Raw genomic sequence first — 15,640 nt, 5'->3', positions numbered from 1 at the left:
TCTGCAAGGTCTGGACTTCAGAGCCCGGCAGATTCATCCTCGATCCAATCCACCAGATGCCGGGACTGAACAACTAGGCCCAAGGCCGCCCCAGACAGCTTTTATGGACGAAAAGAGGCCCGCCACTGGGGCGGGCCAAGTCGCTCGGGGAGTAACCGAGCGGGGGATTGAACTTATCGAACGGTCATGCCGCCGGGGAGTTGGCATGCTTATTGGAAGCCGCGAGTACGAGACCGGCAAGAACAAGGGTCACGCCTGCGGCGAACAGCAGTCCCAACTCGTCACCAAACAAAAAGGCGCTGGCGCCGATGCCGAATACAGGCTGTAGGTATTGCACGCTAGCAGCGATGCGGGCAGGAACGACCTTCAGAAGGTAGAGCCACAGGATCAGCCCGATCACGGTGACCACGACGCCGAGATAGATGATGGCTGCCAGAGCCTGCGCCGTGACATCGACAGGCTGTCTGGACATTTCCCAGCCTGCGAGCGGCAGTACCGTCAGGAGCCCGACGAGCATGTTCCATGCCGCGACAGGCATCAGGCCATACTTCTCCGTCAGCTCGGCGCTCCAGATGTAATAGATCGCAATGCCGACCGACGAGATCAGCATCAGGGCAACTCCGGAGACTGTCGTCCTCGACATGTCGTCGACACCCGGTCCGCTACCGATTGCTACAAGGGCGATCCCGAAGAAGGCGGCCAGGAGGCCGCTCCATTGCAGCGATGTTACCGGCTGCCTGAAGCGGATGGCGGCCAGAATGACGATGAACAGCGGGATGGTTGCCGAAAGAATGGTCGCGGCGGAGGCCGACGTGCCCTGCACGCCGAAGGACTGCGCGACGTTGCCGAGCGTGATGCCCATGACGCCGAGGCCGACGATGGGAAGAACTGCCTTTGCCGGAACCCGCAGCTCCCGTCGAGCCAGGAACATCATGAGCGGCACGGCGACCATGAAGCGGAGCGCCGTCAGCGTCATGGGAGGAATGCTGCCGAGGCCGAGCTTCGTGATCGGGATCGACAGCCCCCACATCAGCGCCAGCAGCAGCATGGCTCCAAGACTCTTCATCGACAGGGGGCCTGTCGAGGTGAGCGATTGCGGTGCGACGGTCACGGAATTCTGGGACACTTCTGGGACCTATGGAATTGGCACTGGCTTGCGGCTGTGTCATGTGTAGGCCGGGATTTACCCGCCCGACAAACCATTTGTTCTCACAGGATGCGTGATGCCAGATCACGCGTAAGCCTATGGCCGACCAGCTTCCACCGCTCCAGACACTCCGGGCCTTCGAGGCGACGGGCCGCCGCCTGAGCATGACGCTCGCGGCACAGGAACTTCACCTGACCCATGGCGCCGTGAGCCGACAGATCAAGGCGCTGGAAGATTATCTCGGCGTGCCGCTCTTTCGCCGCCTGACCCGGAGGATCGAACTGACCGACGCGGGCCAAGCCTTCTTCAGCACCGTGACTCGACTGCTGTCGGAACTGGCGCGCGAGGCGGAGGAACTGCGCCGGAAGAACGACACGTCCCGTCTGGTCGTGAATTGCAGCGTCTCCTTTGCCAGCAAGTGGTTGACGCAGCGTCTTCACCGCCTGATGGCGACCTCCCCGGACCTCGACATCCATCTCGAAGTGACCGATACGCTGGTGGATTTCGCGGCAGGCCATGTCGACGTGGCGCTGCGCTACGGAGACGGCGAGTATGCCTTCGCGGCAGCCGAGCGCATCATGAACGAGACGGTCTCGCCGGTCTGCTCCCCCGATTATCGCGACAGGATGGGCGGGCTCCATGCGATGGACGATCTGGCGAAATGCCAGCTCATCCACGAAATCGGGATGAACACGACATGGGAGCGGTGGTTTGCGATGATGGGGTTGCCGTATCCGGGCGGGCGCGGCCCCGGATACAGCCATGGCAGCATGTCCATCGATGCTGCCGTCCGCGGGGCCGGTGTCGCGCTCGGCCGGAGCGTCCTTGTCGCGGAGGACCTTGCCGCCGGCCGCCTGATATCGCTCTTCCCGCAGGCGAAGCTTGAAGTCGCATGGGGCTACGACCTGATTTACAAGATCGGCAATCAGGATCACCCGAAGGTCCGCGCTTTCCGGGACTGGATCTTGCGGGAGGCACGGGATTTTACGCGAAGCATACAAGGCTGACGCACCAGCGCAGTTCTGCCGCCGCGCGATTCCGACGAGGATTGGTGGCAGGAAAGCGGGATGCGGCTAAGAGGGCCCGCGATGAGGTCGGAGGCTGCCCGTCCACGTCAAGCAGTCGTCAGGCACCACCAGCAGCGTGTTTCCCGAGCTAGCCGCGGTGCCCATGCCCGAGGGCACAGGCACCGCCGACAGCTTATGCGGCGAGGTGCTGATTGAAGAAGCCGGCAATCTTGTCGAATGGGATCACGTCCATCCTGTCGTAGAGATCGACGTGGTTGGCGCCGGGGATGATCACCAGTTCCTTCGGCTCAGCCGCGGCCTCAAAGGCCGTTTCGCTGAAATAACGCGAATGCGCCTTCTCGCCGTGGATCAGCAGGACCGGCCGCGGCGAGATCTCCTTGATGTAGCTCAGGATGGGCATGTTCATGAACGACATCGGCGTCGTGATCGTCCAGGCATTGCCGGAGTTGACCGCACGCTTATGGTAGCCGCGCGGCGTCATGTAATAGTCGTGGTAATCGACCAGGAACTGCGCCTCGCCACCCTTCAGCTCGTTGTAGGGCGGCTGGTAGGCCGGAGTGCCTTTTTCGGCATCCACCCAGCGCTGGCGGCTCAGTTGCTCCAGTGCCTGCGTGCGCTGCTCCAGGGTCACGCTGTCGTTGTAGCCCTTCGACATGACGCGGGTCATGTCGTACATGGTGCTGGCGACGACGGCCTTGACGCGCTTGTCGGCGGCGACGGCATTCAACGCCATGCCGCCCCAGCCACAGATGCCGATGACGCCGATCCGCTCGCGGTCGACGGAAGCCTGCAGGCCGAGATAATCGACCCCCGCCATGAAATCCTCTGTGTTGATGTCGGGCGAAGCGACATTGCGCGGTTCACCGCCGCTTTCGCCGGTATAGGAAGGGTCGAACGCCAGCGTGACGAAGCCGCGCTCCGCCATGGTCTGCGCATAGAGACCCGACGACTGTTCCTTGACGGCGCCGAACGGGCCGCTGACGACGATGGCCGGAAGGCGGTCATTCGCCCGGTCCTTCGGCAGGTAGAGATCGCCTGCAAGGGTGATGCCGTAACGGTTCTTGAACGTGACCTTCTCGTGGTCGACCTTTTCGCTCTTGGGGAAAACCTTGTCCCAGTCCTGTGACATATTCTGAGCCTTTGCGTTGGGAGTTTTGAGAAATGATGCTGCACCGAAGGCGGCAGCACCCGCGCCGGTCAGCTTGAGCAAATTGCGACGGCCGGCGTCGGGGGTGTTTTGGTGGAGTTCGATTCCAGAGTCGGTGTTCCGGTTCATGGCAGGGTCTCCTTGCGGTTGGGAAAGGGGTCGCGCCGTGCGTCAGGTCAGCGCTTCGATGCGGAGCGGAAATTCGCCGCGCACCAGCAGAGGCTTTGCGCCCTGATCCAGCCGGCCGAGCCGGACCAGACCGCGCGACCAGCGGTAGGGGCCGTGGAACATCGCCAGATTGCCCCAGGGCGCGTAGTAGCAGAGGTCGCCGATGGCCTCGTTCTCGAAGCGTGTACTGCCGTCATCGCTGAGCTTGCGCGGCAGGTAGGCGATCTTTTCGTTGGTCGAATAGTCGTCGATTATGAGATCCAGCGGCAGCATGGCGAAGAGCTCGCGCGCCGCGGCATTGTCTTCCAGCGTCGCCGTGAACTGTTGATCGGCGAAAGTCAGTTTAAGGCGCATGATCGCTCCTTCCTGGGCTTGCGTCCTGGTCGAGGGCAGAAAGATCGGCATGGCAAGGCCGGCGGCGCTTGTCGCCAGCAATCGACGCCGGGAGATCGGTGCGGACTGATTCATGTCAGATCGCCTCCGGCTTCAGCAGGCGCTGGCCATTGCCGATCAGGGCGATTGCAAGCACCGCCAGCACGACGCTGCCGATGAACGTCGCCTCGATGGAAATGCCGTCGAGCAGCAGCCCGCCGATGACCGCGCCGAGCAGAATCGAGGCCTGGATCGCCGCGACCATCAGGCTGCCTGCGGCTTCGGGCGCGTCGTCGGCGTTCTGCGACATCCATGTCATCCAGATGACCGAGAACATGGTGTTCATCGCGCCCCAGATGGCCATGAAGAAGCCGACGGCGGCGACCGAGAAACCGAAAAGCAGCAGCCCGATGGTCGCACCGCCCATGACGAGCGCTGGCAGCTTCAGAAAGGGGGCGACGTTCCCTTTCAGGAATCGGCCTGCCGCCCATGTGCCGATGAACCCCGCGCAACCGAGAAGCAGCAGCAGGACCGACAGTGTCGTCACGTCCACACCCGTCACCTGCTCCAGAAACGGCCGCAGATAGGTGAACATGGTGAAGGCCGAGCCCCAGGACAGCATGCAGGCCAAAAGCCCACGCTGGAAATAGGGCTGCTTCAGCAGGCCGAGCATCGCCCGGAAGTCCTGCTTCCGATGCGCGGGCAGCGAGGGAAGCGCGACCGCATGCCAGACGAGGTTGATCGCAACGATGGGCGTCAGGGCCCAAAAGACCTCACGCCAGCCGAACAGGCCGCCGAGATAGCTGCCGACGGGAGCTGCGAAGGCGGCGGCAATCGCCTGCCCGCCATACATCAGCGCTAGCGCACGCGGCACATCCTCTGTCGGAACCAGCCGCATGATGACGGCGGTCGCCAGAGCCCAGAAACCGCCGATGCAGACGCCGAGCAACGCGCGGCCGGCCATCAGCACGAGGAAGTTCGGCGCGGCGGCGACCAGAACCAGCGACAGCAGCATGAAGGCCGTCATCGCGATCAGCACCCATTTCCGGTTCAGCCATCCGGCGGCGGTGGTGACGAGCATGCTGGCCGCGACGGCGAACAGCCCGCTGATCGAGATCGCCTGCCCCGTCTGCCCTTCCGTCGCATGCAAGCCTTCGGCCATCGGCGTCAGCAGGCTGACCGGCATGAATTCCGAGGCGATCAGCATCGCCACGCACAGCGCCATCGAAAGGACGGCGCCCCAGGCGGCAGGCTTGCTGCCGGTATTTTCCACGGCGGAAACCATTGTCCGCATTCTCCTGTTCATCGGGTTCGATGCGGATATAGCTCGCCGACACTGAGACGATTAGTCGTCGCAATTTGATTGGATCAATCGATGTCATCGATTAATCTCCGAGCATCGAACACCGCGAGGACACATGGGGAAGACGGATTTCAACCAGTTGATCTGGTTCAGGATCGTCGCCGAAGAGAAGAGCTTCACCAAGGCGGCGGCGAGGATCGGCGTGGCGCAGTCTACCCTCAGCTACGCCATCCGGCAGCTTGAGACGAACATGGGCATTCGCCTTCTGACGCGCACGACGCGCAACGTCGCCACGACGCCGGCGGGGGAGAGGCTTCTTCAGACAATCACCCCGCGCATGGCTGAGATCGAGGATGAGATCGCCGCGCTATCGGCGTTCCGCGACACGCCGACGGGCACGATCCGGCTGACGCTCTCCGACCACGCGCTCGAAAGCGTTGTCTGGCCGAAGCTGAAGCCGGTGCTCAAGGCTTACCCCGATATCAACGTCGAGCTGATCCTCGACAGCACGTTCCGCAACATCGTCGAGGAGGGTTTCGACGCGGGCGTGCGGCTTGGGGAAAGTGTCGAAAAGGATATGATCGCCATGCGCATCGGACCGGACTGGCGTCTGGTCGCGGTGGCCTCGCCGGACTATCTTGCCGAACACGGTATCCCTGAGCATCCGCAGGATCTCGTCCGGCACTGCTGCATCAACATGCGCCATGAGAGTGCCGGTGGCCTTTACGCATGGGAGTTCGAGAAGGATAGGCAGGAACTGCGGGTGCGCGTCAGCGGCCAGCTCACCTTCAACAACTCCTACGCCATGATCGACGCCGCGATGAACGGCTACGGCATTGCCTATGTGCCGGAGAACATCGTCGAGCGGCACATCGCTTCGGGCAAACTGGTGCAGGTGCTGGACGACTGGTCGCCCTTCTTCGACGGCTATTTCCTCTATTATCCAAGCCGCCGGCAACACCTGCCCGCGTTCAAGGTCATCGTCGATGCGTTGCGGCATCGTGGGTAGAAAGGTACATCGTCACGCTTTTGGAGTGGAGACCGAACTGGCAGGTTTTGGACAGCAGAGTGTCATGCTCGGCATGGCCCTCTACGTGGTCGTCGCCAACATCACCGAGGTGCCGCTGTGCTTGCGCTGATCGTCAAGAGCGCCTTCGGCATCGAGCAAGCGGCGGGCGGTATCGCCGGAGCCATGCTCAACGGCGTCAAGCGCGGCCTTTTCTCCAACGAGGCCGGCATGGGGTCGGCGCCGAACATCGCGGCGGTCGCCACCCCCTCCCCGCATCACCCGTCCAGCCAGGGTTTCGTACAGGCGCTCGGCGTCTTCATCGATACGATCCTGATCTGCACGGCGACAGGCGTCATGATCCTGCTCTCCGGCGTCATGACGCCCGGCTCGGAACTCACCGGAACGCCGCTAACGCAGGAGGCCATGGTCGCTCATATCGGTGAGGCCGGCCGCTACTTCATCGCCATCGCCATCTTCTTCTTCGCCTTCACCTCCATCATCGGCAACTACGCCTATTCGGAGAATGCGATGGTCTTCCTCAAGCTCGACAACAAGGGCGCGATCAGCGGTCTCAGGGTCGCCGTCCTGCTCATGGTGATCTGGGGCGCGTATACGACAGTGGCCGTCGTGTTCAACATGGCCGACGCGGCGATGGGCCTGATGGCGTCGGTCAACCTGATCGCCATCCTGCTGCTTTCCGGCACCGTCGCCAAGCTGACGAAGGACTATTTCGACCAGAAGAAGACGGGCGAGCCGCGCTTCGATCCCGAAGCCTATCCGGAACTGAAGGGCAAGATCGAGCATTCGATCTGGTCCCGGACATGACACCGGGCCGCGCTGGCCGATCAGACAAAGTGGGCGACGAGCGGGAAGATGAGAAGAAGCGCGATGATGACGCAGGCGATGTTCGCCGCGATCGTTGCCAGGCGCTCCGCTCTCGCTAGCTGCTTATCCATTAGATTTTCCACATATAAAGAAGTCCCATGGAAGGGCGACGCCGTGTCCGCCCGGTGAACGACGGGTCAGGGATATCCCGCCAGATTGCCGCGGCCGGCCACGTCTTTCTGTGATATGCCCCGGGCGTAGAGGACGCCCCATCCGAGCCCCAGCAGCGCCGAAACGAAGGAGCCCGCAAGAACGCCGAGTTTCGCGGCGGCAAGCATATCCTCGTCGGTGAAGGCCAGCATCGAGACGAAGATGGACATGGTGAAGCCGATGCCGGCCAGCAACCCGATGAGCCAGACACTGCCCCAACCCATGCCGGGCGGCAGGCGGCACAGGCCGAGGCGCACCAGCAGCCAGCTTACGGAAGCGACGCCCAGCGGCTTGCCCGCGATCAGGGCAATGCCGACGCCAATCATCACCCATAACGGAGCGCCGCCCGAGAGATTGACACCGGCGAAGCTGACCCCGGCATTCGCCAGTGCGAACAGCGGCATCACCCCGTAGGCCACCCAGGGATGCAGGGCCGCCTGCACGCGCACGACGGGCGGAAGGAGTTCCGCTGGGCGCGGCGCAGTTCCTTGAGCGGGCCGCTCATATGGTCGGTTTTTCCATTCTGCTCCAGCCCGAGGAGCTCGGTGGCGATGCGCGACAGGGCATCCAGCGGGTTTTCACGCAGGCGCACGGACGTAACCGGCGTCATCAACCCCAGTACGACCCCTGCCAGCGTCGGATGTGCGCCGGTCATCAGCAGGCCGGACCAGATGATCGCTCCCGGCAACACATAGACATAAGCCGACCCAACGCCCATTCCCTGGAGAGCGAACACCATGACGATGCCGAGGGCGGCTACGGCAAAGCCGCCATATTCCAAACCGCCGGAATAGAAGAAGGCAATGATGAGGACGGCAATGACGTCGTCGATGATCGCCAGCGTCAGCAGGAACACACGCACATTGCCCGGTATGGATTTGCCGAGCAGCGCCAGCACGCCGACGGCGAAGGCAATGTCCGTGGCCGTCGGAATGGCCCAGCCTTGCGCCTGCGGGCCGGAACCGTTCAGGGCCAGATAGACCAACGCCGGCACGACTACACCGCCTATGGCTGCCGCGATGGGCAGAGACGCCTGCCGCAGATCGCTCAGCGCGCCCTCGTGGATCTCCCGCCGGATCTCCATGCCAACCACGAGGAAGAACACGGTCATCAGCGCGTCGTTGATCCAGAAATGGAGAGGGCGATCGAAAACCAGCTCGCTCACGCCAACCGAAAGGGACATGTGCCAGAGGTGGTGATAGCTTTCCGATAGCGGCGAGTTTGCCCAGATGAGGGCTACCGCCGCCGCGACCAGCAAGACAGCTCCGCTGACCGCCTCGATATGCAGGAAGCGTTCAAGGGACGCGAGTGCACGTTCGGTGAGAATCTGGGCACGGGGGCGCTTCTGCGCAGGCGTGGTGCGTTTCATGGGTACGGTCTCTCCGCGTGGCGGCCCGACCAACGCAAGAAACCTGCCTTCCCGCACCATGCGAGAGACACCCATGCGCCTTCTAACAAACCGGAAGTGATTTTCCAACCGTCGGTGTAGTCCGGCTGTAGATTTCAGACTTGGACAGCGGATTTGTAATTTGCGAAGTCTGATGTTGACGACATCACCGCCTCAGGCGCTTCGCGGCTCAGCCGGCCCGTCCCGCCGCCTCCCCTGCCGTCAGGGGCGTTTCTTCGGGCGAGCGCGTGTTCTTGAAGAATTCCCACATGCGGCCCGTCGCATCGCGCTCCGAGGTCACCTTGCCGTTCGCGTCGAAGGTTCGGAACAGCACGCTGCTCGACGGCCAGGCATGGGTGTTATCCTTGAGCAGATAGGACGTAATGCGCGCGCCACCGGCGCAGGCCTTGAATGACAAGGCCGTCATCGCCGCGTCATTGACGAGGTTGCCCTTGCCTTCGCATTTGTCGAGTTCCGCCCAGCGCTTCAGCGCCGCCTCGCCGCCATATTGCCAATAGGATTTGCCGCCGCCCAGGAAAGGATTGGTGACATCCTTCATGCCCGAGAACGCGATGATCGAGATCGGGTTGCCGGGCTTGCAGCTTGCGATATCCGGCTGCCAGACACCATCGCGCTCGACGGGATAGCCGGCACGCAAGCCCATGACGAAGCCGGCGGCGGCAAATTCCGGATGGCCGTTGCAGATGTACTGGGACAGCATGCGCCCGCCGCCCGAATAGCCGGAGGCGTAGATGCGGGTCGGGTCGACACAGAACGTCTCCTTGACCGTCTTGACCGCATCCTTGATGTAGCGCTCGTCATCAAGGTTTCCGCCATGCGTTACGCCCGGCACATTCCAGGCATGGGTACCCTCGTACTCACCTTTGAGGCTGCCCTGCAACGCGATCGCGACGACCCCCTCATGCTCGGCGACGGTGTTCCAGCCACTCCGGCGGAACTGGCCTGCCGGGCCGGAATTGCTGCCGTGAAAGTCGAAGACGACCGCAAGCCTCGTCTTGCCGTCATAGGCGGTCGGAATGTACGCCAGCGCCGGCCGTTCGAAGCCGCCGGTCTTCACCGTGAATTCCATCCGGCCGGGTTCCAATGGCTGGCCGCATCCCGCGGCGAAACCAGGCCCCGCCAGGCCGAGAAAGAGGAACAGTCCCATCGCAGTCACGCGAACAGACCCTTCAGGCCGCAAGCGGCCACGCAGACGAGTTTCCATCAAAACGCCTTGTGATTTCCGGTGTGTTTCGGCGGGCGCTGCGGTCCATATCGCCGGACCGAATCACGCATGACATCAAGCTTGCTGCCGATACGGAATCCAATGCCGTGGTGCTTCCGGCAAGTCAAGCGCTTCGGCCGTATCCTCGCGAGCGAATACGTCCCCTCACCACCAGCAACTACGACAGCGGCCTATCCGAGTGATAACCTTTTCCCTTCCCGCTTGCCCAGCGAGGCGACGAGGTCGCTGAAACGGTCTCCCTGCACGGCGACATGGCCGCGCAGCAGCGCACGAGCAGCCTCCGCGTCCCCTGCGAGAATCGCGGCAACGATCTCGCCATGCTCCTTCAGCGACATCTTCATCCGGTTCCGCACGCGCAACTGAAGGCGCCGATATGGCCTCAGCCGGCGATGAAGGGCGACGCATTGCTCCTCCAGAAAACCGGAATGGCTTGCCGCATAGATCGCCCGGTGGAACGTCTCGTTCTCGTAGTAGTAGCGATCGGTATCCTCGCTGGTGGCCGCCTCCTCGCATTGCGCATGGGCCTGGACCAATGCAACATGGTCGTCCTCCGTATGCCGGCGCGCGGCCAGCGCGCCTGCCATGCCCTCCATCTCCGCCATGACCTCGAACATCTCGAAGACGCGATCCGGCGCGGGATCGACCACCACCGCGCCGCGCCGCGGGCGGATCTCGACGAGGCCGATCGCGCCAAGCTGCATCAACGCCTCGCGTATGGGCGTGCGCGATACGCCATAGCGCGTCGCAAGCTGCACCTCGTCAAGCCGTTCACCAGGCTCGAACTCCCCCGTGACGATGCCGTTCTCGATTTCGTCACGCAGCTTGTGAAACGTGTTGCCGGCCATTTTCATCCCTCATGCAGGGCGAGATATGCAAACTCGCCTATCTTGTATACAAAAATATTGACATGGTGTGCAATACCAAGGCACACTCTATACCAATCCGGCGGGAGGGCCGGAATATCAGGGAGGTTAAAATGAGAAGATTCGCACATATGCTGTGCGTGTCGGCCGCGCTTCTGGCCGGCTCGGCATCCGCGCAGACGATCCTGAAGGCATCCCACCAGTTTCCCGGCGGCAAGGGCGACATCCGCGACGAGATGGTGCAGATGATCGCCCGCGATGTGGCGGCCGCAAATGTCGACCTTGAGATCCAGGTGTTTCCCGGCTCTTCGCTCTACAAGCCGAACGACCAGTGGAACGCCGTGACGCGCGGCCTGCTCGACATGACATCCTTCCCGCTGGACTATGCGTCCGGCCGGCATCCGGAATTCTCGGCGACGCTGATGCCGGGTCTCGTCGGCAACTTCGACCGCGCGATGCGCCTCAACGATTCCGACTTCATGAAGGACATCAAGGCGATCATCGAAAATGCCGGTGCGATGGTGATCGCCGATGCGTGGCTGTCCGGCGCCTTCGCTTCCAAGCAAGGCTGCATCACGACGCCCGAGACGATCAAGGGGCAGGTCATCCGCGCTGCCGGCCCCGCCTTCGAGGAGATGCTGGTGGCGGCTGGCGCCTCGATCTCGTCCATGCCCTCGTCCGAAATCTATACCGGCATGCAGACAGGCGTGCTCGACGCGGCAAATACCTCGTCGGCGAGCTTCGTTTCCTACCGCCTGTTCGAGCATGCCAAATGCCTGACGGCGCCCGGCGAAAACGCGCTCTGGTTCATGTACGAGCCGGTGCTCATCTCCAAGCGGGTCTTAGAGGGCCTGACGGAGGCACAGCAGAAGGCGATCCTTGCGGCGGGAGAAAAGGCGGAGGCCTATTTCAACGAGGAGGTCCGCAAGGGCGACCAGATCATGATCGACGCCTACAAGAAGGCGGGCGTCGAGGTGGTCGAGATGTCGAAGGCGGATTACGATGCCTGGCTCGAAGTCGCCAGACAGTCCTCGTACAAGAACTTTGCCGCCAATGTGCCGAACGGCGACAAGCTGATCGAGAAGGCACTGGCCGTCGAATAGGCCGGATTTGTCAACGGGCGGCAGGTCAGACACCTGCTGCCCGTTCCTCAGGCCAACAAGGGGATCTCAGATGGTCAACGCCTATATACGGGCGGTCGGCGCGTTGTCGCGCGGGCTGGCCCTCATCGCCACGCTCCTCATCGTCGCGGCCATGCTGGTAGTCTGCCAGATGATCCTGCTGCGCTACATCTTCCGCATGCCGACGATCTGGCAGACCGACTTCGTCGTATTCTCCGCCACGGCCGCGATGTTCCTCGGCGCACCCTATGTGCTGATGAAGGGCGGCCATGTCGGCGTCGACGTCGTGGAAATGATAGTCAGCGAGCGCACCCGCGCCGGCATGCGCCTGACGGCGAGCGTTCTGGGGCTTGCCTTCTGCATCATCATGCTCGCGGCGACCTGGGTCCAGTTCCACGAGGCCTGGCTCGGCAACTGGCGCCATTCGAGCGTCTGGGCGCCGCCGCTCTGGATACCGCTCTCGGCATTGCCGGCCGGCTTCGTGGTGCTTTGCCTGCAATATGTGGCGCAGATCCTCATCCTGCTGACCACGGGGGCGGCGCCGGCCGGCACCCATGCCCCGATTGCCGGGCAACAGGCGGCCGGCACCGGCGACGACCTGCCCCTTCCCAAGGAGTTCCCGCGATGAGCCCTACCCTCGCCGGCCTGATGATCATCGTCTGCCTTTTCGTGCTGCTCGCAACCGGCATGCCGATCGCCTTCGCGCTGGGGCTCGCCGCCTTCCTCGCGCTCTACCTGCAGAGCGGCGCCGCCATCTTCTACGTGTTGGGCGACACGATGTTCTCGGGTATCGCCAACCTTGCCTATGTTTCCATACCGATGTTCGTGCTGATGGGGGCAGCGGTCGCCTCCTCGCCGGCCGGCTCGGATCTCTATACGGCGCTCGACCGTTGGCTGAACCGCATTCCGGGCGGGCTGGTGCTGTCGAACATCGGCGCCTGCGCCATCTTTTCCGGCATGACCGGCTCGTCGCCGGCCACCTGCGCGGCCATCGGCAAGATGGGCATTCCGGAAATGCTCCGGCGCGGCTACCCGACCTCGGTCGCTACAGGTTCCATCGCCGCCGGCGGAACGCTGGGCATCCTGATTCCGCCCTCCGTCACGCTCATCGTCTATGGCATCGCGACGGAGACATCGATCGGACGTCTGTTCATGGCGGGCGTCATTCCCGGCATCATGCTCACCGTCATGTTCATGATCTGGGCCGTCATCGACTGCAAGCGGAAAGGCTACGAATTCGACGCCCGTGCGATCCGCTACACGATGCAGGAGCGTCTTTCCCGCCTGCCGCGCATCCTGCCTTTCCTCCTGATCATCGCCGGCACGCTCTACGTGCTCTACGGCGGCATCGCGACACCGTCCGAGGCGGCCGGAGCGGGTGCGTTCCTCACGCTGGCCGTCGTGATCGTCGCCTATCGCCTGTTCCGGGTAAAACCCGTCGCCGGCATCTTCGGCTCGGCCATGCGCGAAAGCGTGATGATCATGATGATCATGGCGGCGGCGGAGCTCTTCGCCTTCGCCCTGTCCTCCCTCTTCATCACCCAGACGGTCGCGGCCGCCATCGCCGACCTTGAGGTCAACCGCTGGGTGCTGATGTTCATCATCAACATCTTCCTCTTGGTCTGCGGCATGTTCCTGCCGCCCGTCGCCGTCATCGTCATGACCGCGCCGATGCTCTTTCCCATCGTCACCCAGGCCGGTTTCGACCCCTACTGGTTCGCGATCGTGCTGACGATCAACATGGAGGTCGGCCTCATCACCCCGCCGATCGGGCTCAACCTCTTCGTTATCAACGCAATCGCCCCGACCATTCCGACCAAGGACATCCTCTGGGGCTCGCTTCCATACGTACTGGTCATGTTCTTGGCGATCGTCATTCTCTGCATCTTCCCCGACATCGCCACCTGGCTGCCGAACCAGATGCTGGGGGCCGTCCAATGAACACCGCATCCCTGTTCAGCGACATGCTGCAGACGATCACCGAGCGGGGACGGCGCTTCCTGTCCTTCGGCGCGCGCGAGGACACGCTCGATCCGCTCGCCGCGATCGAGGCGCACTGCGAGACGCTGCTGTCGAGCCGCGGCGAGGCCTCCGGCATGGCGCTCGCCAAGGACATCCTCGACCGCTGGCGGACCTTCGACACCGAAAAGCAGCGCGAGTTCATGCGAATGCTGCTTGCCCGCTTCGGACCGAAGACCGAGCGGCTGGAGGCGGCGATCGACACCTACCGGGCGAGCCAGAGCCCGAAAGCGCTGCTGGAGCTCCATGTCGCCGCCGAACCGCGGCGCCAGGAACTGATCCGGCGGCTGAACCTTGCGCCGAACGGCATCGCGACGCTCGTCGCGATGCGCGAGGTGCTCCTCAAGCTCAAGGAGGAGGATCGCGACCTCGAGGCCGTCGATGCCGATTTCGCCCACCTCTTCGGCTCCTGGTTCAACCGCGGGTTCCTCGTGCTCCGCCCGATAAGCTGGTCGACGCCGGCGGACATCCTGGAGAAGATCATCCGCTATGAAGCGGTGCACCATATCGGCGGGTGGGACGAGCTGAGGCGACGTCTCGCGCCGGAGGACCGGCGCTGCTTCGCCTTCTTCCACCCGCAATTGCCGGACGAGCCGCTGATCTTCGTGGAAGTGGCGCTGACGCGGGATATGCCTTCGCGCATCGACGAACTCCTGCGCGAAGATCGGGCTCCCATCAGGGCCGCCGATGCCACGACGGCCGTTTTCTATTCCATCTCGAATTGCCAGGAGGGCCTGCGGGGCATCTCCTTCGGCAACTTCCTCATCAAGCAGGTGGTGGAGGATCTGCGCCGCGACCTGCCGAAACTCGACACGTTCGTCACGCTTTCCCCGGTACCTGGCTTCGCTGCGTGGCTCGCGCGTGAACGGCGCGCGGAGGCGTCGGACGCGTTCGGCGATGCGGAAAAGGCCAGGCTTGCCGTGCTCGACACCGAGGGCTGGGCCGACGACGAGGAAATCGGGGCAACCGTCCAGCCGACCATGACCGCCGCGGCCGCGTGGTACTTTCTCAGGGCACGCGATGCAAAAGGACGCATCGTCGATCCCGTCGCCCGCTTCCATCTCGGCAACGGCGCCCGGCTGGAGCGCATCAATTTCCTCGCCGACCGCTCCGGTCGCGCGATGCGCCAGGCGCACGGGCTGATGGTGAACTACCTTTACAAGCTCGATGACATCGAGACCAACCACGAAGCCTTCGCCGGCCGCAACGAGGTGGTGACGACCCCCGCCATCCGGCGTCTCGTGCCGACCGACCGCGGCGGCCGCAGTCTCGTACCGCTGGTCGGCGGCGGCACGGAGGACCGCGACGAGAAGAAGAAGGGGAGAAGGGAGTTGAGCGCATGAGCAATCATCTTTTCGACGCGATCCGGGCAGCGGCACGGCCGGAGGCGATCTTCATCGAGACGGGCGACGGGCGGCGGTGGACCTATGGCGACATGCTGACGCTATCGGGACGGCTGGCGGGCGCTCTCGATACGCTCGGCGTACGCCCCGGCGACAGGGTCGCCGTGCAGGTGGAAAAGAGCCCCGAGGCGCTGATGCTCTATCTCGCCTGCCTGCGCGCCGGTGCCGTCTACCTGCCGCTGAATACCGCCTATACGCTGGCCGAACTCGACTATTTCATCGGCGACGCCGAACCCCGCCTCGTCGTTTGCACTCCGAAGTCGGCTGATGGCGTCGTCAACATCGCTACCCGCCGCGGCGCCCATGTCGAAACATTGGACGAGGCGGGCGGCGGCTCGCTGCTGGAGCTTGCGGCGGACGAGGAGACCGATTTCCTCGACGCGGAGCGCGGC

Annotated in this window: 13 protein-coding genes and 2 pseudogenes; 8 read left to right on the top strand and 7 right to left on the bottom strand. The window is 63.4% G+C overall.

Annotation, left to right across the window (positions count from 1 at the left end; translation table 11 throughout):
* Nucleotides 1-184: 184 nt before the first annotated feature.
* Nucleotides 185-1,048, bottom strand: coding sequence for a DMT family transporter (locus MUU56_RS32485; RefSeq protein WP_245083390.1), 864 nt, complete (start codon nucleotides 1,046-1,048; stop codon nucleotides 185-187).
* 197 nt (nucleotides 1,049-1,245) lie between these two features.
* On the opposite strand from MUU56_RS32485, the gene gcvA reads away from it, so the two are divergent.
* Nucleotides 1,246-2,154: a transcriptional regulator GcvA gene (gene gcvA, locus MUU56_RS32480; RefSeq protein WP_245083387.1), complete on the top strand. Its 909-nt coding sequence runs from the start codon at nucleotides 1,246-1,248 to the stop codon at nucleotides 2,152-2,154.
* Nucleotides 2,155-2,347: 193 nt separating this feature from the next.
* Here gcvA and MUU56_RS32475 read toward each other — a convergent pair whose 3' ends face one another.
* The 3 genes from MUU56_RS32475 to MUU56_RS32465 form a co-directional block, all read right to left on the bottom strand.
* On the bottom strand, nucleotides 2,348-3,451 hold the full coding sequence (locus tag MUU56_RS32475) for an alpha/beta hydrolase (RefSeq protein ID WP_245083384.1): 1,104 nt from the start codon (nucleotides 3,449-3,451) through the stop codon (nucleotides 2,348-2,350).
* A gap of 42 nt (nucleotides 3,452-3,493) precedes the next feature.
* Nucleotides 3,494-3,895: a cyclophilin-like fold protein gene (locus MUU56_RS32470; RefSeq protein ID WP_398433290.1), complete on the bottom strand. Its 402-nt coding sequence runs from the start codon at nucleotides 3,893-3,895 to the stop codon at nucleotides 3,494-3,496.
* Nucleotides 3,896-3,959: 64 nt separating this feature from the next.
* A complete protein-coding gene (locus tag MUU56_RS32465; protein ID WP_245083380.1) occupies nucleotides 3,960-5,147 on the bottom strand; it encodes an MFS transporter in 1,188 nt (395 codons plus the stop codon).
* A 133-nt stretch (nucleotides 5,148-5,280) separates the two neighbouring features.
* Between MUU56_RS32465 and MUU56_RS32460 the strand changes: the two genes are divergently transcribed.
* Both MUU56_RS32460 and MUU56_RS32455 read left to right on the top strand, forming a co-directional pair.
* The gene (locus tag MUU56_RS32460; RefSeq protein WP_245083378.1) at nucleotides 5,281-6,174 is read left to right on the top strand and encodes a LysR family transcriptional regulator; all 894 of its coding nucleotides are present in this window, start codon (nucleotides 5,281-5,283) and stop codon (nucleotides 6,172-6,174) included.
* Nucleotides 6,175-6,247: 73 nt separating this feature from the next.
* Nucleotides 6,248-6,999 (top strand): annotated as a pseudogene (locus MUU56_RS32455) (alanine:cation symporter family protein); the annotation flags it as partial.
* A gap of 197 nt (nucleotides 7,000-7,196) precedes the next feature.
* Here the strand turns inward: MUU56_RS32455 and nhaA are convergent.
* The 3 genes and pseudogenes from nhaA to MUU56_RS32440 form a co-directional block, all read right to left on the bottom strand.
* A pseudogene (gene nhaA / locus MUU56_RS32450) lies at nucleotides 7,197-8,578 on the bottom strand (Na+/H+ antiporter NhaA).
* Nucleotides 8,579-8,786: 208 nt separating this feature from the next.
* Nucleotides 8,787-9,686 carry a CE1 family esterase gene (locus tag MUU56_RS32445; RefSeq protein ID WP_245083376.1) on the bottom strand — a complete coding sequence of 300 codons (900 nt, stop codon included), beginning with the start codon at nucleotides 9,684-9,686 and terminating at the stop codon, nucleotides 8,787-8,789.
* Nucleotides 9,687-10,012: 326 nt separating this feature from the next.
* A complete protein-coding gene (locus tag MUU56_RS32440) occupies nucleotides 10,013-10,687 on the bottom strand; it encodes a GntR family transcriptional regulator (RefSeq protein WP_245083374.1) in 675 nt (224 codons plus the stop codon).
* Nucleotides 10,688-10,818: 131 nt separating this feature from the next.
* On the opposite strand from MUU56_RS32440, the gene MUU56_RS32435 reads away from it, so the two are divergent.
* The 5 genes from MUU56_RS32435 to MUU56_RS32415 form a co-directional block, all read left to right on the top strand.
* The gene (locus tag MUU56_RS32435) at nucleotides 10,819-11,808 is read left to right on the top strand and encodes a TRAP transporter substrate-binding protein (protein ID WP_245083372.1); all 990 of its coding nucleotides are present in this window, start codon (nucleotides 10,819-10,821) and stop codon (nucleotides 11,806-11,808) included.
* 70 nt (nucleotides 11,809-11,878) lie between these two features.
* Nucleotides 11,879-12,454 carry a TRAP transporter small permease subunit gene (locus tag MUU56_RS32430; protein ID WP_245083369.1) on the top strand — a complete coding sequence of 192 codons (576 nt, stop codon included), beginning with the start codon at nucleotides 11,879-11,881 and terminating at the stop codon, nucleotides 12,452-12,454.
* Entirely contained in the window at nucleotides 12,451-13,767 is a 1,317-nt protein-coding gene (locus MUU56_RS32425; protein ID WP_245083366.1) for a TRAP transporter large permease, read from the top strand. Before MUU56_RS32430 ends, MUU56_RS32425 begins: the two co-directional genes overlap by 4 nt.
* Entirely contained in the window at nucleotides 13,764-15,188 is a 1,425-nt protein-coding gene (locus MUU56_RS32420) for a malonyl-CoA decarboxylase (protein ID WP_245083363.1), read from the top strand. The genes MUU56_RS32425 and MUU56_RS32420 overlap by 4 nt, the downstream gene beginning before the upstream one ends.
* Nucleotides 15,185-15,640: AMP-binding protein (locus MUU56_RS32415; protein WP_245083359.1), on the top strand; the 456-nt coding region annotated here is incomplete at its 3' end. The genes MUU56_RS32420 and MUU56_RS32415, both read left to right, overlap by 4 nt.

It is taken from the genome of Shinella yambaruensis (genome assembly GCF_022899355.1).
GTDB classification, from domain to species: domain Bacteria; phylum Pseudomonadota; class Alphaproteobacteria; order Rhizobiales; family Rhizobiaceae; genus Shinella; species Shinella yambaruensis.
Note: the sequence above shows the minus strand (reverse complement) of the source record. Positions and strands in the feature narration are given on the sequence as shown.

Excerpts from the sequence above, each read along its gene's own strand:
- MUU56_RS32485 (WP_245083390.1), bottom strand. The coding sequence starts at position 1,048 with ATGCTGCTGCTGGCGCTGATGTGGGGGCTGTCGATCCCGATCACGAAG.
- MUU56_RS32445 (WP_245083376.1), bottom strand. The coding sequence starts at position 9,686 with ATGGAATTCACGGTGAAGACCGGCGGCTTCGAACGGCCGGCGCTGGCG.
- gcvA (WP_245083387.1), top strand. The coding sequence starts at position 1,246 with ATGGCCGACCAGCTTCCACCGCTCCAGACACTCCGGGCCTTCGAGGCG.
- MUU56_RS32475 (WP_245083384.1), bottom strand. The coding sequence starts at position 3,451 with ATGAACCGGAACACCGACTCTGGAATCGAACTCCACCAAAACACCCCC.
- MUU56_RS32470 (WP_398433290.1), bottom strand. The coding sequence starts at position 3,895 with ATGCCGATCTTTCTGCCCTCGACCAGGACGCAAGCCCAGGAAGGAGCG.
- MUU56_RS32425 (WP_245083366.1), top strand. The coding sequence starts at position 12,451 with ATGAGCCCTACCCTCGCCGGCCTGATGATCATCGTCTGCCTTTTCGTG.
- MUU56_RS32465 (WP_245083380.1), bottom strand. The coding sequence starts at position 5,147 with ATGGTTTCCGCCGTGGAAAATACCGGCAGCAAGCCTGCCGCCTGGGGC.
- MUU56_RS32440 (WP_245083374.1), bottom strand. The coding sequence starts at position 10,687 with ATGGCCGGCAACACGTTTCACAAGCTGCGTGACGAAATCGAGAACGGC.
- MUU56_RS32435 (WP_245083372.1), top strand. The coding sequence starts at position 10,819 with ATGAGAAGATTCGCACATATGCTGTGCGTGTCGGCCGCGCTTCTGGCC.
- MUU56_RS32430 (WP_245083369.1), top strand. The coding sequence starts at position 11,879 with ATGGTCAACGCCTATATACGGGCGGTCGGCGCGTTGTCGCGCGGGCTG.
- MUU56_RS32420 (WP_245083363.1), top strand. The coding sequence starts at position 13,764 with ATGAACACCGCATCCCTGTTCAGCGACATGCTGCAGACGATCACCGAG.
- MUU56_RS32460 (WP_245083378.1), top strand. The coding sequence starts at position 5,281 with ATGGGGAAGACGGATTTCAACCAGTTGATCTGGTTCAGGATCGTCGCC.